Origin of the sequence: Desulfobacula phenolica (genome assembly GCF_900105645.1) — a bacterium.
Lineage (GTDB): Bacteria > Desulfobacterota > Desulfobacteria > Desulfobacterales > Desulfobacteraceae > Desulfobacula > Desulfobacula toluolica.
The window spans coordinates 245,989-266,147 of sequence record NZ_FNLL01000005.1 but is presented as its reverse complement, the minus strand read 5'-3'; the positions used below and the strand labels follow the sequence as shown (position 1 = coordinate 266,147).

The following is a 20,159-nucleotide window of genomic DNA, read 5'->3' as shown; positions in this document are numbered from 1 at the left end:
GATTTGCCCTTGGTCGTTATTAACGCTCATCCATATCCGTAAACAGACATTCATCCGGTCCGCAATAGTCCCCGATATATTCGGCTCCCGGCCTGTAAAGGGTTGGTTTAGGGGCTGCCATGGCAAATTGTTCTTCAATGACATGGGCTGACCATCCACTGACCCTTGAAACCGCAAAAACAGGTGTGAAAAGATCCATGGCAATGCCTATGGCATGGAAAAACGAGGCACTGTAGAAATCTACATTACAAAAGATTTGTTTTTGTTTTTTTGCTTTAAAGGCATTCTTGCCTTTTTTTTCAAGCTCCCTTGAAAGTTCATACCACAGGGGTTGATTGGCAATCTGTCCCATCCTTTGGCTCATGGGAGCAAGTATGATCGCCCTGGGGTCGTCTGTCTGGTAAACTGCATGACCCAGCCCCATGATGAGCCCGCCCTCATTTAAAATATTTTGAATATATCCGTCGATTTTATCAACAGATCCTATCTGCTTTAACATTTCCATCACCCTGACATTGGCACCTCCGTGAAGAGAACCTGAAAGGGAACCTATGGCAGCGGATATGGCAGCATAAATATGTGCTTTGGTGGATGCAACCTGTCGTGCCGTAAATGTTGAGGCATTAAAAGAGTGTTCTGCATGCAGCACAAGGCTTGTATCAAAAAAACGGGCTGTTTCATCATCAGGTATCTTTCCTTTGAGCATATACAGGAAATTTGCAGCATGGGATAAGTTATTGTCCGGTGGAATAATTTCTTGTTTATTTCTTATCCGGTCCCATGCAGCCGTAATAATCGCCAGTCCTGAAATAAGATTTTCCGCACTGTAAAGAGTGTTTTCAATTCCGGGCTTTCCGACAGTCAGATCATTTTGAACCAACAATGGGGTGGCCATTTGAAGGACATCCATGGGGTTTGTGTCTGCTGGAAGTGTTTTGAGAAAAGAAAAAATATTTTCAGGAATGTTTCTTTTTTGTTTCAGGCTTTGCTGAAAGTCTTCCAGTTCCGCTTTTTTGGGAAGCCTTTCGTACAATAAAAGAAAACAGACCTCTTCAAATGTTGCATTTTGGGCAAGATCTTCAATTAAAAATCCTCTATAGATCAGTTTTCCTTGTTTTCCCCGGACATCACAAATTTTTGAACTGGCCACGGCAACACCCCGAAGGCCGGTATTCATAACAGGCAAACATTCATCCATGATTATCTCCTTAAAGATTAAAATATTTTTTCAGGGGGTCTTCTTTCAGGAACATATGTTGACAAGATTTCATTATTATGAAGTGCCTGTGAAGTATAAAGACCGCAAAAACAAGCTCCGAATTCTTCCAGATCAGGCTCTCTGTAATCGCAAGGACAGATAATATCTTTGTCTTTTTCTTTGTCATTACAGGCGAGCCTGCAGGGGCAGGCCATATATCCATACCGGTTTTTATTTAAAAGAAGTGATTCAAGAAGCTCAAACACCAGATCTTTGTCTTTGTTAAAATAAATTCCTTTGGCTTCCTGGGATTTTTTCAATGCTTCATACAATTGTTCAACTTTCATTTTTAATTCCTAATGCCTCCTTGATTTGTTTTTCCTTATATCCGACAATGACGATTTCGTTGATTTTGATGGTGGGAAAAGAGCAGCGAGGATTGAGCTCTCGTATGTCAGCCAGAATTGCTTTGCGTTCTTCTCCTTCCAGGTCGTCCACCTCAATATACTCATATTCCACATTGCATTCGGAAAGAAGCCTTTTGGTTGATTTGCAATGGCTGCAGGTGCTTAATGCATATAAAGTTGTTTTATCCTTGGCCATTTGTTTCTCCTTTGATAATATCTGTTTTAAAAAAAAACAATCTGTCCTGATTGATTTTAAGACAATAAACTTAAGATAATGGATTGTGCATAAATTATGCCGGTTTTGCAAGTTTAAAGTAACATCTGACCGCTTACTTTGGTTTGTTTGATTTTTGACCGTTGACTTTGCTGCGAACAAAGATTAGTCAAAAAAATATGTTGTAAAAATTTTAAAATAAGATTGGCCCGGATTTTGCTTTGTCTTTTGATGGTTAGTTATTAGTCATTAGTTGTTATAGCGCTTTATAGTGATTCTAATGGGTTTGTAAAAATAAACCGGTTTTTTGAATACGGGTTTGCTAAAATTAGAATGAATGATACCCTTGGCAGACTCTAAATCAAAAAAGGAGGAAATTAATGAATCAGTGGTATTGTTCTGTTTGTCATGAAATGTTTGATTATGAAGATAAACCCGTCATCTGTGAAATCTGTGATGCAGACCATCGAATGATTTTTAATATAAAAGAGGTTCCCCAATCCCTTGAGCAGGTAAGGGATCTGGCCAGGAAAAAACTCAAAGGAATCTGTGCAGGCTATCCTTCTTGTGACGGCAGTTTTGATAAAATATGCCAGAGGGAGGCTTATGGCAAGCCTATCGGTCTTGGCGGCATAGGGTTGGGACGATCTTTCAGGGGAAATTCAGAAGCCCTTGAGAAAATCCAATTGAATATGTCAGTACTTGGAGAGCATTTTGAGCCGGATACAACCTGTTCTTTTCTGGATGTGGATCTTGAATTTCCAGTGTTGGCATCCTCCACGGCCGGAGCCCAGAAATATAATGATGCTATGGATGAAACCCAGTTTTGTACATCTGTGTTAAGGGGATCAAAAGAAGCGGGCACTATTGGATTGCGGGGGGATACATGGTTTTATACACTTGATGACAATCCATCTCTGAATGCCATGAAAGCCTGTGAAGGATACGGCATTCCCATATTTAAACCAAGATCACAAGATGTCCTGAAAAATCTGATTGAAAAGGCTGAAGACTTTGGATGCAAAGCGTTTGGCATTGATCTGGACGGCTGCGGGTCAAGCATTATGGCGTTGCATGGGCAGCCGGTGTTCAAAAAGAGTGTCAAAGATATTGAAGAGCTGGTGAGTTTTACAAATTTGCCTTTTATCGCCAAAGGTATCATGATTCCTGATGAGGCTTTAATGTGTGCAGATGCAGGAGCCTCTGTTGTTGCTGTATCCAACCACGGGGGCAGGGTCCTGGATTCCACCCCTGGGGTTGCAACCATGTTGCCGTTGATAAGGGAAAAAGTGGGGGATTTGGTTACAATTACGGCCGACGGAGGGGTGAGAACAGGGTATGATGTGTTAAAAATGCTTGCCCTGGGTGCAGATGCAGTGCTTTTGGGAAGAGATATCATAAGGGCGGCTGTGGGTGCCGGAACCTTGGGTGTGAAAATGCATCTTGAACATATTAAAAAAACATTGAAAAAAGCTATGTTTATGACTGGGATGAAAAATATAAAAATGATTGATTCAAAAATTTTATTTGATTATAACCAAAATAAGGAGGAGCAATGGGAAAAGTATTAATCGTTTATGCATCAAGGTCGGATGAGACAAAATCAATTGCTGAACTGATTGCTGAAGGGATTCGTATTTCAGGACACGAGGCTGAACTTAAAAGAACAAGCGATATTAAGAGTGAAGATGACCTCAAAGGGTATGACGGATATGCATTTGGATCTGCTACCTATCATGGTGAAATGATCACATCCATGAAACAGATTCTGTTTGTTGGTGAACGCGCAGAGCTTAAAGATAAGCCTGGCGGTGCCTTTGGTGCATATGGCTGGAGTGGGGAAGCGCCTGGAAGAATATTTGATACCATGGATCATATTTTTGGTATGAAAATGGTATCAGGTCCCTTGATGCTCAAGGCAAGCGGGGTTGAAGGGGGCATTCAGGCGGCTCAGGAATATGGAAAAAGCATTGCAAAAATGATTTAGGAAAAAATAATGACTGCTGATAAATTGATATTGGCGTGTTCAAATTGCGGCGCAAAAAACAGGGTGCCGATATCGCGAATTGATGAAGCACCCAAATGCGGGAAATGTAAAAAATTTTTGCCTGTGGAAAGTTTAAGCCGACCGGTCATTGTTATGGACAATACGTTTGACCGCGAAGTGATGTCCTCTTCACTGCCTGTTTTAGTGGATTGCTGGGCACCTTGGTGTGGGCCATGCAAGGCAATTGGCCCGATTATGGATGAACTTGCGATAAAATACAGGGGCAGATTAAAAATCGCCAAGCTGAATGTAGATGAAAATCCCATGATTGGCTCAAGATATTCCATCTCAAGTATTCCTACCATGTTCCTGGTAAAAAATGGCCGGATTATTGACAAGTTGATTGGTGCCCTGCCAAAAGAACAATTGGAATCGCAGATTGCAAGAGTTCTTGGATAAAAGGAATGAATAATTTGTTGGTTTGTTAGGCTGCCGGTTGAATTTTGAATGTTTTTTTTGTCCGTCTGGATATGGCTGTTCAAGGCCATTCCGGGCGGACTTTTTTTGTGTTTCAACAAATGGTGAGCCGGGATTGAAAATTAAAAAAATAAGGTCTTGAAAAAATATTTAAATTTCTGTTAGTATAAAAAATCAATTTTTTAAATCCAATTTTTTTTTATCATCACAGTCTTTGTTTAATATGGGACATAGTTGTATTTTCTGTTGTTGATAATTGATACGGTTGTTTGAGACATGACTGTTTCTTTTGTTTTTATTGACTGCCTTTTGTTTTTATCAGGCATAACGATTTGCTGAATAATTGCCACGGCAGACCTGGTTTTTTGTCTGGATTTTGCCACAACAAAACATAAATATCGCTGTTTGAATTTTTAAAGGCTTTTATATGAAGGCTTTTATAATATATTGGAGTCAGATTTTTTTTGCTTTTTATTGTGGCAGCTTGTCTGTAATGGCAGTTTATAAAAAGATAAGGAGGCGAACATAAATCTCCTTGTTTTGATTGACTGGTACGGTGTTTGCAAGGTTAATCGTAATATGAGGGTATAATAAAATATTTTAGGGGGGATCAAAGATGTCCAAATTAAAAGTTGGAAAAAAAAGGAAAAGTGTTGACTCGTCTATTTCCTATTTCGCTTTAAAATCCCAAGACGAAATTTATTATCAAATGGCCTCTATTTTTAAAGCAGTTACCAAAAATGAAGAACAACTGGCGGAAAATATTTGCAGTGGGATTTTAACCGGGAATAAATCTGAAATATTGCTGGAAAAATTTTTATAACTAGCATATAAGATGTTCTATATCTTGAGTTGTTATTTTTTTTCGTCGGTTTTTTTAGATCCAAAACTTCTTTTTTGGTTGATTATAATAATTATAAAACATGAGCAAGGAGAGATTCAATGGCTGAAAAACTTGGTATTTACAAATGCGGCAAATGTGGAAATATTGTACAGGTACTTCATGGAGAAAAACCGCCCGTAATGTGTTGTGGTCAGGCAATGGACCGTCTGGTTGAGAATACAGTGGATGCGGCATTGGAAAAACATGTACCCGTGATTGAAAAACTTGATGGCGGATACCTGGTAAAGGTGGGAAGTGTTGCCCATCCCATGGGCAATGATCACTGGATTGAGTGGATTGAGCTTGCGTCAGAGGATAATACGTTTGTGCAAAGACAGATGCTGACACCTTCAAGTGCGCCTGAAGCTGAATTTAAAACTGATGCTGCAAAAGTTGTGGCAAGAGCCTATTGCAATCTTCATGGCCTTTGGAAATCCTAAGCGTGCTTTTAAAAATCAAGTGTGCTTTTGAAAATTTTAGAGCCGGGTTAAGCGGATAAATAAAACCCCACTGTATGGATAGGGTATGGTACAGTGGGGTTTTTAAATTAACAAAACAAAATAATATTATTTGGTTAATTTTCCTGCAAGAAGTCTTATATGGCTCATTTCCTCTTTGATAATCGCATCAATTTTTGATTGGCCCAGTTTTGCGGGGACCAGTTCTTTCATGCCAAGGTAAAATGCGATGGAATCTTTTTCTGCCTGAATAGCACTGTTTAATATGCCTTTAAAGCTGTTGTCAGGCTGACCTTTTTCAAAAAAGACCCGGATATCTGCGAGTGCTTTTAAATAAAGAACTGTCTCATCATCAGGATCAAAGGTTGTAGAGGTTTTTTCCTCGTCTTGCAAATCTTTTTGCATATTGACAAAGGTGGCTTCATGCTCATCTTCCATTTTTGCCAGCTCAAGGAGAAATTCTTTATGGTTTTCTTCTTTTATTTGTTTTGCAGCATCTCGATAAAATATTGCACCATTTTGTTCGATTTTTATAGCAATTTCAAAAATTTCATTTGCATTAAATTCGTTAGGCATTCTTTCCTCCAGATTCTCTTTTTTTAAGATAGTTTTTTCTTTAATGTTTTCGCTATTTTTACCCCCAGATCAAAACATCTGTTCAGATCATCTTCATCTGGAACATATTTAACTTTAACGCCGTCGTCAATAATATCCCACTTCATTTCAGAAAAATCCTTATTCAGTATTTTAACAGCTTCACCGCTCCATCCGTAAGAACCAAATGCTGCTGCAATTTTATTCTGGGGCCGTAATCCTTTGACATATGTCATGACATCTGCAATTACCGGGAAAATACCGTTGTTCAGGGTAGGAGAGCCCACGGCAATAGCTCCGGCATCAATAATTTCCGTCATGATATCACTTCTGTGCCATTTGCGTGTGTTCATAAGCCTTACACTCACATCTTTTGACTCAATCCCATTGGTAATGGACCTTGCCATTTTGGCGGTACTTTCCCACATGGAATCAAAAATGACAACCACTTTTTTGGAAGGTTCCTGTCTGGACCATTTGTCATAAGCTTCAATGATTTTTGATGGATTGTTTCGCCAGATAATGCCGTGATCCGGACAGATCATATTGATTTTCAGGTTCATTTTTGCAACATCTTTTAAAAGTGCCTGAACCCTTGGTGAAAAGTGAAGCAGAATATTGGCATAATACTTTTTTGCGTGGGACATGATCGCATCTCCAATTTGATCATCAAAGAACATGTCTCCGCTATAGTGTTGTCCAAAGGCATCACTTGAAAAAAGGATGGCATCCTCCACAAGATATGTAAACATGCTGTCCGGCCAGTGAAGCATTCTTGTCTCAAGAAACGAAAATGTCCGGTTCCCGATTTTAAGTTCATCGCCACTTCCCACAACCTGGAAATTAAAGTCACGGTTAAAATGGCTTTTCAGGTTTTTCGCGCCCATTTTTGAACAATAGAGCGGTTTGTTTTCTCCTATTTTATGCATCACTCTGGGGATGGCTCCGGAATGATCCATTTCCGTATGATTGCTGATCAGTATATCAATTTTCTTTGGATCAATAATCTGGCTGATATTGGAAAGCAGTTCGTCGCAAAATTTTTCTTTTACAGTATCAATGAGAATATTTTTTTCACCCAGTACTAAAAATGCATTATAGGTTGTACCTTCATAGGTGGAGTAACCATGGAAATCCCGAATATCCCAGTCCCGGCATCCGACAGAATAGATCCCATCCGCTATTTCAATGGGTTTATACATTTGATGTTTTGCCTCCTTTTTTTATATGAAAGTCTTTAAAAATCTAAACAGTGACTTTCAAGCTTTGTTGTGGGCAAACATGGTTGAAAGACCAGGTCTGCCCGTGGCAGTTATTGAACCTTAATCTTTTTTTTCAAAATTTTCTTTTGAAGCGCCGCAAAGGGGGCATACCCATTCTTCGGGCAGATTTTCAAAAGAAGTTCCAGGTTCAATTCCATTGTCAGGATCGCCGTTTGCCGGGTCATACACATATCCACAAACACATTGATATTTATCCATTGTTTTTTGCTCCTCCAAATAATAATCAATTAAAATCAGCTGATGAATTATTTCATCACTCTTAAGTGTCATCGTCTTATTGCAAAATAATGCAAAGAGTGTGCCTTGAGTTTTTAAATTTTCCTTACTGATAAAAGGGTTTTAACAAGATTATTATTATAGTATAAGGTGCGTAAAATCAATGAATCATTTATTTTTTAGAGTAAAATATGAGCCATGCTATTTATATAAAAACAACAAAAATTAATGCACCCGTCCAAAGGCTTTTTGCCTGGCATGAAAGAAACGGAGCCATTCTGCGGTTGACCCCTCCCTGGGCACCATTAAAAATGATCGCCCGCAGTGGTGATGGTGTTAAAAAAGGAGTAAAAGTAATTTTCAGGCTAAGTGTTTTTAAGATACCCATGGTCTGGGAAGCCGAACATTTCGATTATCAGGAAAACAAGGTGTTCAAAGACAGGCAGATAAAAGGGCCGTTTTCCAAATGGGAACATACCCACAGGTTTTATCCTGATGGTCTGCAAAGTTCCATCATGGAGGATAGGGTTGAATTTAAACTGCCGTTTGGCTGGTTAAGCAGGCCGTTTTACAGGGTGGCCAAAAAAGAGTTTGAAAGAATGTTTGCCTACCGGCACAGGGTTTTAAAATATGACCTGGAGCATCATGCCAATAGAAATGAAAATAAAATAGGAGACAAAAAGAAAAGAATTCTTGTTTCAGGTGCAAGCGGAACCATAGGAAGTATGCTGGTTCCTTTTTTGCAAACCTGTGGTCATGAGGTTGTCCGTCTGGTGCGAACAGATAAGGACTTGTCACCAGGCGAATATTTCTGGGATCCGTACAAGGGTATTCTTGACCTTGAAACTATCGGACACATTGATGCTGTTATCAATTTGAACGGGGTTGATATTTCCAGAGGAAGGTGGACGGACCGGCAAAAAAAACAGATTATTGACTCCAGGATAATTCCCACTCGCCTGCTTGTGGATAAAATGAAAAGTCTTGATCATAAACCCGAGGTTTTTATCTCTTCTTCGGCCATTGGATATTATGGTGAAGGAGGCGCTGCAATGTTAACAGAAGCCTCAAGTATGGGTAATTGTTTTATCTCAAAGGTTTGCAGGCAATGGGAAGATGCGTCCGCTGATGCACAAAAGGCCGGGATTCGAACTGTTCAACTCAGAATCGGTGTGGTACTTACGCCTTCCGGCGGCGCTTTGGCAAGAATGGAACTGCCGTTTAAGATTGGTTGCGGGGTCAGGCTTTCACGCGGTGGGCAATATATGAGCTGGATCAGTATGGATGATGCAGTGTCAGGAATTTTGCATATTTTAAACAATGATAAGATCCAAGGAAAGGTTAACCTTACTGCACCAAATCCTGTCACCAACAAAGAATTTTCAAAAACATTGGCAAAAGTTTTTTCAAAACAAGTATTTTTTGTCATTCCAAGGTTTGTGGCCCTTGTTTTATGGGGGCAAATGGGAAAAGAAACCCTTTTGGCCAGCGCACGCGTGAAACCTGAAAAATTGTTGAAAAACGGGTTTTTATTTCAGCATAAAACACTTTTGAGGGCCTTAAAAGACACTCTTGGCAGATAAAATTTTTTCGATTTTATATAGCCTCATCACCAACACAATTATTAAGGTAGATCAACATGAGTATAAAATTAAAACTTCTTTTCTCTTTTTTAATGATCATTGCCCTTGTTTTCGGGTTTGTTCATATTTATTTTCCGGCAGATAATTATAGTTTTGAACGGCTTCATATTTTTCTTTTTAATCTTTGCACCGGGGGCACCATTCTCCTTTATTATACACAGGGCAAAGAGACGGTATCCAAAACAGTGTGGTTTTTTTTTTCAGGCTCGCTTATTTATGCGTTTTCAGCTTTTTTAAAACTCTATCCAATTACCATCCTTGTCTCCATTATACTGTTTGTTCTGGTGGAAAAAATCCGTACGGATAAATTTTCATTTTTGCCTTTTCTTTTTTTTAAGCCCGGAGAACCGGTCTCTGAAAAATTTCATCAGGCATCGCTGTTGTGTCTTTCCTGCGGGCTTGTTATTGCAACACTGGTTATTTTAAATAATGAATACTTTAATTTCGTGAATATGGAAAAATTGACCCTGAATACATTTTTTCTGGGATTTTCTTTTCCATTGTCTCTGATCTCTTTGTCAGTGGTTTTTTCAATGTTGAAAAAGATAGAAGCATCTTGGGTCAAGTTGCTTATGGAATTGTGTTTCTGGATCATTACTCTTGGTGTGATCATTTTTTTTGTTTTTATTTTATTTGAACGATTTATTCCCCAGGTTTTTGTGACGTCAGCACTTTTTGTGGCTGTTGTAACCGTATTTTACCTTTACTCGAAGTTTGCAGATAAAATTCAGCAAAAGCTTTTTTTAACATCCGGGATCGGATTTTTAATCTTTACCGCAATAACCGGCATTGCCTATATATTTTTGCAAATGTCTGAAGGGTATGACCCTTTAAAAACAAAATGGCTGATACATATGCATGTGTTTGCTTCCCTTTATGGCTGGAACCTGTGCGGATTATCCGTTATTTGCAGGTTTGATGATTTTCCCATAAAATTGCATTCTGCAACGGTGATCTGTATTCACTGGTTGACTGCGGTAGTTCTTGCGCCTCTGGGTGTTTTTTACGGTTGGTTTGCAATTTTTGCCATTATTGGATATTCTTTTATAACGTTGACCCTGTTCTTTAGCAGCAATAAGAGGAAAACAGCAGATGAGTAACCGGGAAAAACTCAAACGGTTTTTTAACCTTTTCACAGGAAGTTCAAAAGTCCTTGTAGTTATCAATGCCGATCCAGATGCCATTGCCAGTGCCATGGTGATTAAACGATTGCTGTGGCGAAAGGTCAGTGAAGTTTGTATTGCCCATTTCAACAAGATAAGCCGGCCCGATAACCTTGCCATGATTGAATATACAGAACCGGGTCTTATGGTATTGGATGATATTCAAAAAGAAAATTTTAATGTTTTTGTGGTGGTGGACTCCCAGCCGGATCATAATGAACAATTTTCAGGGTTTTGTTTTGATGCTATTATTGATCACCATCCAATAAGTTTTGATGAGGCAGCCTATGTTGATATACGTCCTGAATACGGTGCCTGTTCCACTATTATGACCGAATATTTAAAATCAAAAAAAATAAAACCTTCTGCACGGCTTGCAGCAGCCCTGATGCTGGGAATTAAAACCGACACATCTGATTTTACTCGGCAGGCAAGCCTGAAAGATATTCGGGCTTTCCAATACCTGTATCAGTATGCAGATAATAATATTGTCACCAAAGTGGAAAGAGCAGCTTTTACCCAGGAGGATCTTGATTTTTTAGGCAGGGCCATAAGGGGCCGAAAAGTGATCAACAACCGGATTTTTTTTCATGCCGGCAATGTTTCCAAACCTGATGAACTGGTTGTTGTGGCAGACTTTTTTTTAACCATTTCAAAGGTTAACTGGAGCATTATTTCAGGTGTGTATGAAAAAAAACTGATAATTATCATTCGAAATGACGGTTTGAGAAAAGGGGCTGGAAATACTGTAAAAGAAGCGTTTTCCATGTTTGGGTCTGCTGGCGGGCACAAGACAATGGCAAGGGCTGAGCTTGATTTGAAACTGATCAGAAAAAAAATAGGATCAGTTGGTAGAAAAACGCTGGGAGACTGGATAATATCGGTTATTGAAAAGACAGCCGGGAAAAAAATCGAATAACTTTAAAAATGGAACGATGATTTTACCAAAGCCTGACAGAGAAAAAGCCTTATCAAACAGCGAAAAGCGGTATCGAAAACTTGTTGAAACCATGGGGCACGGCTTGACGGAAGTTGATGAAAACCAGGTGGCTACCTATGCCAACGAGATGCTCTGCCGGATGTGGGGACGCACGCAAAATGAGATCATAGGTTGGAAAGTTGATCAATTTCTAGATGACGAGAATAAAAAAATTCTTTTTGCGCAGCATGAAAAACGCCAAAAAGGGGAAAGCCACCCCTATGAAATTGTGTGGACCAGAAAAGACGGGTCTAAACTTCATGCCATTATGACCCCGACCCCTTATTTTGATGACAATGGTAAGTTTAAGGGCAGTTTTGCCATTGTTACCGATATTTCAAAGCATAAAAAAGAAAAGAATCTGCTGGAACTCAGGATTAAACAAAGAACCAGGGAGCTTGAAAATAAAACTAGAAACCTTGAAGAAGTGAATACTGCTTTACGGGTTCTGTTAAAGAAAAGAGAAGAAGATAAAACCGTGCTTGAAGAAAGAATGGTTTTAAATGTCAGGGAACTTATTATTCCTTATATTGAGAGAATAAGGGAAGACAATCTCAGCGACAGTCAGCAAGGGTGCCTGGATATCATGGAATCAACCCTGTATGATATTGTTTCCCCTTTTTTGCATAAACTTTCCCTGGAATTCTTAAATCTTACTCCATCTGAGATTCAGGTGGCAAATATGGTTAAATACGGAAAGACAACCAAGGAAATAGCTCAGATTTTAAATTTATCCGGAAAAACCGTTGAATTTTATCGCAAACGTATCAGGAAAAAGGTCGGCATTACCAATAAATCCATCAACCTTCAGACTTTTTTATCTTCCACTGAATAACTGCCACAGACAGACCTGGTGTTTCCCACGGGTCTGTTCGCAATAAATAATTAAGGTCACTATTGAGTGTTATCAAAATTTTATATGACCTGGTATATTTTATACCTGTTTTACCCCTGTTATATCCCTCTTGTGTGATGATTTTTTTCAGTATAGTTATGTATCATTAGCTGTTGGCACTGATTTGTGGCAACTGGATCTGACCGGTTTTAAAAAAAATGTCAAAAAAATATGAAAGGAGGTGATGTAATCGTTCAACTGAAGATCGTATGACTACTTTAACCAAGGAGATCGATAAAATGAAAAATTTTATGTGTTTTCGGATTGCCCTCATTGTGTTCTGTGCATTTTTCTTTAGTTCAATTATTTATGCCAAACCCATTAAATTAACCTATTCCAATTTTTTCCCCCCCACCCATGTTCAAAGCAAACTGGCTCAAGGCTGGTGCGATGAAGTGAAAAAACGAACAGATGGCAAGGTGGTGGTTGAATATTATCCAGGAGGGACACTGAGCAAGTCTAAACAGGTTTATGACGGTGTGGTAGTTGGGCTTTCTGATGTGGGCCTGGCATTGTTTGCCTATACCCGGGGAAGATTTCCAGTTTTGGAAGCTGCTGATCTGCCCCTTGGGTATACCAGCGGTGTTCAGGCCACCAAAGTGGTAAATGAGCTGTACGATGAATTCAAGCCCAAAGAATTGTCCGATACCCGGGTGATGTATCTTCATGCTCATGGTGCAGGCCTTCTTCATACAAAGGGAAAGGCTGTTCGAACCATGGCGGATTTTCAAGGCATGAAACTTCGGGGCCATGGTACAAGTGCAATGGTAATCAATGCCCTTGGGGGTACTCCGGTCTCTCTTCCCATGCCCGAACTTTATTCAAGCCTTCAAAAAAATATTGTTCAAGGAGCCATGTATCCCATTGAAACAAACAAAGGCTGGCGAATGGGGGAAGTCACTGATTTCCTGACCATGAGTACTTCAATTGCATATACTTCATCATTTTATGTTGTTATGAACAAGAGAAAATGGAACTCAATCCCGGCAGATCTTCAGGAAATTATCAGTCAAATCAACAAAGAATGGATTGTAAAGCACGGTCAGGCATGGGATGAAAGCGATAAGACAGGGCTGGCCTATTTTAAAAGCCTTGGGCATGAAGTGATTGAACTCAGTGATGAGGAATCTGAAAAATGGAAAAATGCCATTGAGCCGGTTATTGATCAATATGTTGAAAAGATGAATAAAAAAGGATTTGACGGCAGAAAAATTGTTGATTTTGTAAAACAAAGCATGGAAAAAAATCGTTAAGCCATAGAACATGTGTCGCGCATATCACCAGTTAATAAAAAATTATTTGGTCGGAATGAAATATTTGAAATGGCGGGGTATAAGGTTTAAATGGCCGCATGAAAAACCATGTCCCCGCTATTTAAAACCATTATGTAAGGAAAAGCAGATGAATCGTCAAAAATATTGGAATCCGTTACTGGAGACAATGCCCCGGGAAAAACTTAAACAACTGCAATTTAAAAAATTCAAGCGAATATTGACCTGGGCCTATACCCATTCAAAATTTCACAGGGCACTCTATGATACAGCAGGGTTAACCCCTGATGATATCCGGTCCTTTGATGATATCAAGAAGATTCCAAAGGTTGAAAAATCCATGATGAGAGATATTCAGAAAAAAGATCCCTATCCCTATGGAGATGCCCTGTGTGTTCCATTGGAAGAGGTTTCAGCCTTTCGTCAGACCAGCGGCACTACCGGACAGCCGGTATATCAACCCGATACCCTGCAGGATTGGGACTGGTGGGCTGAATGCTGGGCCTTTATCCTGTGGTCCCAGGGGTATCGCGCAAAAGATCGTGTGTTTCTTCCTTTTGGGTATAATATTTTTGTTGCGTTCTGGGCGGCTCATTATGGCTCTGAAAAGCTGGGTTGTGAAGTGGTTCCCGGCGGGATACTGGATACCCAGGCCCGGATTTTGAAAATTCAGGAACTGAATGCCACCGCCATGATGGCCACCCCGACCTATGTGTTAAACATGGCTGATGTGGCAAAGAACAAGATGGGAATTGATTCCCGGGAATTGTCCATCAGCAAAATTACCTGTGCAGGAGAGCCGGGTGCCGGCATTCCCAGTACGAAAAAAAGAATGGAAGATGCCTGGGGTGCCAAGGTCTATGACCATTGCGGTGCAACTGAGATCGGTGCATGGGCATACGAGTGTGAGGATCAGCCCCACGGCATGCATGTGAATGAAGCCATGTTCCTTGTGGAAATTGAAGATATTGAAACAGGTCATATCATAGAAGAGCCTGGCCGGAGAGGAAAAATGATCATAACTGCCTTGGACAGAATTGCCCAGCCCTGTGTCCGGTTTGATTCCAAGGATGTGATTGAATGGGATTCGGAATCGTGTACCTGCGGCCGAACGTTTCGATTGATCAAAGGCGGTGTTCTGGGACGTTCCGATGACATTACAAAGGTCAAAGGGGTGCTGTTTTCACCGGCTGCCATAGAAGAGGTAGTCAGATCCATTGACGGCCTGGGCGACGAGTTTGAGATTATCGTGGACAAACAGGGCGATGTGGACAGGATAAAGCTGAAAGTAGAACTCCTGCCCGAGGTGACCAGGCTCAGTGTGGAAAATACCCTGATCGATCAGCTCAGACTGAAAACAAACCTGAGGTATCAAATTGAATACTATGATTATGGCAGTCTGCCGCGGTATGAAGTTAAGGCAAAACGGTTTAAGGATCTGCGGAAAAAACAATAGTGAAAAGGAATGATGGCCATGAAAAACTCGTCTGATATCAATGCAATTAACGATAAAATTCTCAAGGTAAAAGAGTTGCTGCTTGAACTTGAGGCACAAGGAGAACAGTTTCCTGCTCTGGCACGAAATTCAAAAAAAGCCCTGGTGAGCATAAAAATGCTTGAGTTGAATATTTCAGATATTGTATCACTTGAAGACTTATGATTGGGGGTGAAATCCCATTGATTGAAAGAGTTGGCGGGAAGGATCATTATTGTTTTGAGTTAAATTTCTCCCCGCTTTTTTGATTGCAGCTTCTTTTTGATGGCAGGGCTTTAGCCTTGCCATTGAATTTGTTTAAAGTAAAGGACTGTTTTCTGATCAACCGCCCATAAGGTAAAATCCAAGATTTTTTGCATAGGGTGGCGGATTATAGAAATCCGCATCAATATAATTGCCTTTTATTTTTATGACCATAATTCGTCTTTTTATAATTGCCTTATTTATATTGTCCAGAGTGAATTGTATGTCCAGAAAATCATTGACTTGTATTCTGTGTGATTTTGAAATTCTGAAACCAATGGACAGCATGGACAGCTTTTCCACTCTGATATGGCCGGATTCCCCTGTCTTTAGGCGAATAAACCTTCCCCCTAATGATACGAGTTTGCCAAAGGTCTGTTTGTTTTTAATTTCAGGGGAGGCTTCAGTGTGATCCTGTTCCAGAATCGGATGCAGGCTGTCTTCAAAATCTTCAATCGTGTCTTCGTTTAAGAGAACTTTTGATTTGGACAGGAAATTACCCACAATATTTTTTAACTGCCCCGAATCTTTAGCGCTAAGAGTATGGGGAAAGATATCTATTTGTATTGGTGAGGTGTCCTTTTGGCAAAGAGCCAGTGAAAAAGCGTCTGTGATTTTTTGTTTTGCTGTTTTTGTCCCATCCGCGTAAGTCTGGGGCAAAAGCAGGATAAATGAGTCCTCGCCATAACGGAAAATTTCATCCTTTTGGCGTTTAATTTTACTCAAAATAAGAGCCATTTCTTTCAGAATCTTATCTTCGGCAGATTGTCCCATTGTTTCATTGATTCGCCGGAATCTTTTGATTTTAATAATCAATATGGAAAAAATGGTGCCATACCTTCGAAGGACTTCCTTCTCATTGCCGATGGCATGCTCAAAGCTCCACCGGTTTTTAAGGCCGGTCAATGAATCCTTTGTGGCAAGATTTGTCAGTGCCTGATTATAATAAGATCTTTCAATGGCAATGGCAGCATATTCAGCAATTGAGGATAAAATTTTTAAGTCCAGGGAGGTGAAAGGATCTTCATTAATTCTATTGATCAGTTCAATAACACCAAAAATTTTTGCATCGGTTTTAAGAGGGGTGCCTATTATGGAATTGGTTTTAAATCCTGTATACTTATCAACCCGGACGCTGAACCGTTTATCTTGTGCAACATCTCTAATGATCAAAGATTCTCCGGTTTCCATGATATGCCCTGCGACCCCTTCTCCTTTGGGAAGTTTTAGCCCTTGCAGCTTTTTTTTATTTGTCCCCACCACAACAGAAAAAACCATGTCCGAGGTTTTTGGATCTTTTAACAGTATAGACCAGTGCTGGGGTTGAAAAATACGGCCGACCTGATACATGACGATATCGAGAACTTCTTTGATGCTTTTTGCTTTGGCAAGGGGTTTGCCAAGCTCAAGTGCCATATCGGATGGCATGCTGCCTGAATTCTTGGTTTGAGCCATATCCTGGGATTTTGTTAAGGGGTTTTTCTGGTAATAATATTTTGTATTTGCTTTTGAGAGTTTAAGATTGGCCCAGAGTAAGTTTTCCCTTAGCTGACTGATGGATGGGAAAACAAAATGATAAAATTTGGAAATATTTTCAACTTCCTTGTTCATTTGAAGAATGCATTTGATAATATCAATTTTGTCCAGACGTATTGTTTTTTCAACTTCAGGTGCAAGTACTGGGGGACGGATAAAATCAAAAGATCCGATTCCTTGTGTCCAGCACAGGAAGTTTGCTAAAGATACAATGGAAATCAACTGTATCTCTTCTTTGGTCAAGTCTTTATGTTCAAAGGGCTGGTGATGATATTTGACTGCGATGATTAATTTTTCAGGCAGTTCCCACAATGAACAGAAAAAAGCACCTACATCATCATGGCCTATCCCAATTGTACTGCGTTCTTTTTCAATAACCAGATCTGTAGATAAGGATAGTTCGAGTATGAAGTCATTATAATCTTTTTTGCCTTTGATATCGAGAAATATTTTGCCTATATCATGAATAAGCCCTGCAATATAAGCTTCTTCAGGGTCAGCATATCCGGTTTCTTTGGCAATTTCCATACTTAATACGGCAACGCAAATACAGTGCCGCCAGAAAAGGAGCCTGTCAAACTGTTTGGCATGGCCGAATTTGAACATTTTTTCAAAGACCGTCATCCCGATAGCCAGCCTTTTTATTTCATCCACGCCTAAAAACACAACAGCTTCGGAAAGGGATGTAACTTTTTTCCCAAGTCCGTACATGGCTGAGTTGACAATCTCAAGTACCCTGATGGAAATACTCGGATCTGTTTCTACAATTTTTGATATGTCGGGCAGTGAGGATGTTTTATCCCCGGATATTTTTAGCAGCTTTGCAGCTACCTGTGGAAAGCTTGGCAATTTTTTATCATCTAACGTGAGATTTTTTTTTATATCTGACTCCGAAGGGAGATTTAATTTATCTTGCATTTTTGACATCCTAAAAAATATGACCCTTTGTTATAAGTATCTGTTTGTTTCTAAACAAAAATATTTTGCATACAATAATCAGTTTGCCTTTATTTTTCAACTTTTTATATAACTGCCACGGGCAGACCTGGGTTTTCGATCAGATTTGCTCACAACAAAAATTTAAAGTCTCTGTATGAATTTTTTAATACTTTCACATAAAAGGACTTTTAACCTGTTGAAATCAGATCTCTTTAAGGTTGTGTTGCGGGTAAATTTCAAATAAAATGCCAGGTTTGCCCATGGCTGTTATAGAAAAAGGGAAATACACAAGTTAAGAGTTGGCTGGTTGCTGAAATTTATATCGTATTTGTAGCATTTCAAATGAGAAGATCTTCAGAAGGGTTTGCAAAGTTTGCGGGTTGGGCTTGGGGTCCGGCCCAACCCGAGGGGTTCAAGGATTTAAGCTTTTACCTTTGCAGCTTTTTTTGCCTTTGATTTGGCTTTTTTCTGTGCTTTTGCCGGTGTCTTCTTTTTTTTAGGAGTTGTTTTGATTGCCTTTTCTTCAAGACCTTTTATTTTTTCCTCATAATCTTCCCGTATTTTTTTGATCTCGTCCTGAAGTTCCGATTCCCTGGTGTCGGCTTTTTCCTTTTCCGTCAGGATAGATTTTTCCACCTGAGTTTCAATTTCTTTTCGGTACGTCTCTTCCATATTTTGCTTGGTCTGGTCAAACTCTTTTGTGAGTGTGTCATTTTTGCTTAAAAGTTGTGTCTGTGTTTCTGTGAGTTCTGCAATTGTGTTTTTAAGCTTTTTTTCAAGGGTATCCCAGGCAGTCTGTTTTTCTGTATATTCACTATTTAGCTTTTCCGAAATTTCTGCCATTTTTCCCTGGTATTTTACTTCAAGTTCTTCAATAATTTTTTTGTGGTTAATCTCAGCTTTACTTGCAGCGGCAGTGAGTTCTTTTTCTCTGTCAGTCAATGCTGCCAATTGGTTTTTATGTTTTGCTTCAAGTTCTTCTATGGCCTTCTGGTATTTTGTCTCAAGTTCTTCTGCGGTTTTTTTGTTCCTGATATCGGCTTCACTTGCAGTGGCAGTGAGTTCATCTATTTTTATGTTCAAGGCTTGCAATTGGTTTTTATGTTTTGCTTCAAGTTCTTTAATAATTTTTTTGTGGCTAATCTCAGCTTCACTTGCAGCGGCAGTGAGTTCTTTTTCTCTGTCAGTCAAGACTATCAATTGGTTTTTATGTTTTGCTTCAAGTTCTTCTATGGCCTTCTGGTATTTTGCCTCAAGCTCTTCTGTGTTTTTCCGGTTAAGGATATCAGCTTCTTTTATCGCGGCGGCAGCAATTTCTTCTGTTTTTTTGTTTAGATCTTCAATTTCTTTTTTATTCTTGGCTTCAAGATCAGCAATAGTTTTATTGTGATGCTTTTCAACTTCCTTGGCCGCATCAGCCATCTCTTTGATTTTGGAATTCAAAGAGTCAATTTGTGTTTTCTGTTTTGAATTGAGGTCTGCAATGGCTTGTTTGTTTTTTGATTCCGCTTCTTCTGCAACGCGGATCATTTCTTCTATTTTGCTGTTCAGCGATGCGTTTTCAGCTTCAAATTTTTTTGTTACCGCACCTATGCTCAGTGCTTTTTGCCTGGGAAGTGAAAAAAGCTGACCTTCCATCCTGGCCTGCCTTCTGAGTTGTCTTCTGGATTCAATTACCGGTTTAATGTTTCTGATTAAAACTTTTGAAATACCTTTAAGACAGTGCCATAACACTCCCATATCCTGGACGGTTAATAATTTTCGCGTTTCAGCATCCGGGTCTTCAGCCCGGGTGATTAAATTTTCCAAAACCAGTTGAAGCCGGTTTAACTCTGCACGAACCAGATGTTTATCTTCACTCACATCCAGAGTGTTCTCACAACAAAAAGCGTGCAGGATGGAATGGAATTGTTCATGATCCAATCCTGATTTTACAGCTATTTGTTCAAACTGTGCTTTGATTTTTTCAATACTATCAGTGGATATTGCTTCTGAAGCCATAGAACCTCTCTCTTGTTTTTTATTTTCAACCCCAATATTTCAAATTTTAACCCCAATACTTCAAACTTAATTAACTGAAAAATTTAAAACATATGGAACCCAATGTAAACAACAAAATATGGCATCCTTTATTTTTCGGGAAATTTCGATAAAATTAAAGGTTTTAAACAAAAAAAATGACAAGTTCCATTGGGTTGCGGGATGATTATGATCACAGCTGAATCAAAAAATAACACGAAAAAAATCTATATGAGAATATTTCAGGGGGGAGAGATCT

General features: G+C 39.5%; 20 protein-coding genes. 12 read left to right on the top strand and 8 right to left on the bottom strand.

Features of this window, described 5'->3' with window-relative positions:
- Positions 1–19 precede the first annotated feature (19 nt).
- The 3 genes from BLT94_RS10190 to BLT94_RS10180 are packed head-to-tail and all read right to left on the bottom strand — an operon-like array spanning position 20 to position 1,801.
- Positions 20–1,198 carry a citrate/2-methylcitrate synthase gene (locus BLT94_RS10190; protein ID WP_092233583.1) on the bottom strand — a complete coding sequence of 393 codons (1,179 nt, stop codon included), beginning with the start codon at positions 1,196–1,198 and terminating at the stop codon, positions 20–22.
- A 17-nt stretch (positions 1,199–1,215) separates the two neighbouring features.
- Positions 1,216–1,545 carry a ferredoxin-thioredoxin reductase catalytic domain-containing protein gene (locus tag BLT94_RS10185; RefSeq protein ID WP_014957236.1) on the bottom strand — a complete coding sequence of 110 codons (330 nt, stop codon included), beginning with the start codon at positions 1,543–1,545 and terminating at the stop codon, positions 1,216–1,218.
- On the bottom strand, positions 1,535–1,801 hold the full coding sequence (locus BLT94_RS10180; protein WP_092233581.1) for a glutaredoxin family protein: 267 nt from the start codon (positions 1,799–1,801) through the stop codon (positions 1,535–1,537). Before BLT94_RS10180 ends, BLT94_RS10185 begins: the two co-directional genes overlap by 11 nt.
- A gap of 398 nt (positions 1,802–2,199) precedes the next feature.
- On the opposite strand from BLT94_RS10180, the gene BLT94_RS10175 reads away from it, so the two are divergent.
- From BLT94_RS10175 to BLT94_RS10155, 5 genes are all read left to right on the top strand, one after another.
- Complete coding sequence (locus BLT94_RS10175) at positions 2,200–3,390, top strand: alpha-hydroxy-acid oxidizing protein (RefSeq protein WP_092233578.1); 1,191 nt, start codon at positions 2,200–2,202, stop codon at positions 3,388–3,390.
- Entirely contained in the window at positions 3,375–3,806 is a 432-nt protein-coding gene (locus tag BLT94_RS10170; protein ID WP_014957239.1) for a flavodoxin domain-containing protein, read from the top strand. The genes BLT94_RS10175 and BLT94_RS10170 overlap by 16 nt, the downstream gene beginning before the upstream one ends.
- 9 nt (positions 3,807–3,815) lie before the next feature.
- Positions 3,816–4,265, top strand: coding sequence for a thioredoxin TrxC (gene trxC, locus BLT94_RS10165; RefSeq protein WP_092233575.1), 450 nt, complete (start codon positions 3,816–3,818; stop codon positions 4,263–4,265).
- 634 nt (positions 4,266–4,899) lie between these two features.
- Positions 4,900–5,106, top strand: coding sequence for a hypothetical protein (locus tag BLT94_RS10160; protein WP_092233572.1), 207 nt, complete (start codon positions 4,900–4,902; stop codon positions 5,104–5,106).
- Positions 5,107–5,225: 119 nt separating this feature from the next.
- On the top strand, positions 5,226–5,606 hold the full coding sequence (locus tag BLT94_RS10155; protein ID WP_014957243.1) for a desulfoferrodoxin: 381 nt from the start codon (positions 5,226–5,228) through the stop codon (positions 5,604–5,606).
- Positions 5,607–5,732: 126 nt separating this feature from the next.
- Here the strand turns inward: BLT94_RS10155 and BLT94_RS10150 are convergent, their stop codons facing one another.
- From BLT94_RS10150 to rd, 3 genes are all read right to left on the bottom strand, one after another.
- Positions 5,733–6,200, bottom strand: a complete 468-nt coding sequence (locus BLT94_RS10150) for a ferritin-like domain-containing protein (RefSeq protein WP_092233570.1) — start codon at positions 6,198–6,200, stop codon at positions 5,733–5,735.
- A 23-nt stretch (positions 6,201–6,223) separates the two neighbouring features.
- The gene (locus BLT94_RS10145; protein WP_092233567.1) at positions 6,224–7,420 is read right to left on the bottom strand and encodes an FprA family A-type flavoprotein; all 1,197 of its coding nucleotides are present in this window, start codon (positions 7,418–7,420) and stop codon (positions 6,224–6,226) included.
- 120 nt (positions 7,421–7,540) lie between these two features.
- Positions 7,541–7,699, bottom strand: coding sequence for a rubredoxin (gene rd, locus BLT94_RS10140; protein WP_092233864.1), 159 nt, complete (start codon positions 7,697–7,699; stop codon positions 7,541–7,543).
- A 209-nt stretch (positions 7,700–7,908) separates the two neighbouring features.
- Here rd and BLT94_RS10135 point away from each other — a divergent pair, with 209 nt between their 5' ends.
- The 7 genes from BLT94_RS10135 (at position 7,909) to BLT94_RS10105 (ending at position 15,328) form a co-directional block, all read left to right on the top strand.
- Positions 7,909–9,300: a TIGR01777 family oxidoreductase gene (locus BLT94_RS10135; RefSeq protein WP_092233564.1), complete on the top strand. Its 1,392-nt coding sequence runs from the start codon at positions 7,909–7,911 to the stop codon at positions 9,298–9,300.
- Between the two features lie 56 nt (positions 9,301–9,356).
- Positions 9,357–10,460, top strand: a complete 1,104-nt coding sequence (locus BLT94_RS10130) for a hypothetical protein (protein ID WP_092233561.1) — start codon at positions 9,357–9,359, stop codon at positions 10,458–10,460.
- A complete protein-coding gene (locus BLT94_RS10125; protein ID WP_092233558.1) occupies positions 10,453–11,442 on the top strand; it encodes a DHH family phosphoesterase in 990 nt (329 codons plus the stop codon). The genes BLT94_RS10130 and BLT94_RS10125 overlap by 8 nt, the downstream gene beginning before the upstream one ends.
- 16 nt (positions 11,443–11,458) lie before the next feature.
- Positions 11,459–12,337, top strand: a complete 879-nt coding sequence (locus BLT94_RS10120; RefSeq protein WP_092233861.1) for a PAS domain S-box protein — start codon at positions 11,459–11,461, stop codon at positions 12,335–12,337.
- A gap of 299 nt (positions 12,338–12,636) precedes the next feature.
- Positions 12,637–13,650: a TRAP transporter substrate-binding protein gene (locus tag BLT94_RS10115; protein ID WP_092233555.1), complete on the top strand. Its 1,014-nt coding sequence runs from the start codon at positions 12,637–12,639 to the stop codon at positions 13,648–13,650.
- A gap of 148 nt (positions 13,651–13,798) precedes the next feature.
- Positions 13,799–15,124, top strand: a complete 1,326-nt coding sequence (locus tag BLT94_RS10110; protein ID WP_092233552.1) for a phenylacetate--CoA ligase family protein — start codon at positions 13,799–13,801, stop codon at positions 15,122–15,124.
- An 18-nt stretch (positions 15,125–15,142) separates the two neighbouring features.
- Entirely contained in the window at positions 15,143–15,328 is a 186-nt protein-coding gene (locus BLT94_RS10105; protein WP_092233549.1) for a hypothetical protein, read from the top strand.
- A gap of 156 nt (positions 15,329–15,484) precedes the next feature.
- On the opposite strand, the gene BLT94_RS10100 is transcribed toward BLT94_RS10105, so the two are convergent.
- Positions 15,485–17,860, bottom strand: coding sequence for an HDOD domain-containing protein (locus tag BLT94_RS10100; protein ID WP_092233546.1), 2,376 nt, complete (start codon positions 17,858–17,860; stop codon positions 15,485–15,487).
- A 441-nt stretch (positions 17,861–18,301) separates the two neighbouring features.
- Positions 18,302–19,882 (bottom strand): hypothetical protein, encoded by a 1,581-nt coding sequence (locus tag BLT94_RS10095; RefSeq protein WP_092233543.1) that lies wholly within the window; start codon positions 19,880–19,882, stop codon positions 18,302–18,304.
- Positions 19,883–20,159: the final 277 nt, after the last annotated feature.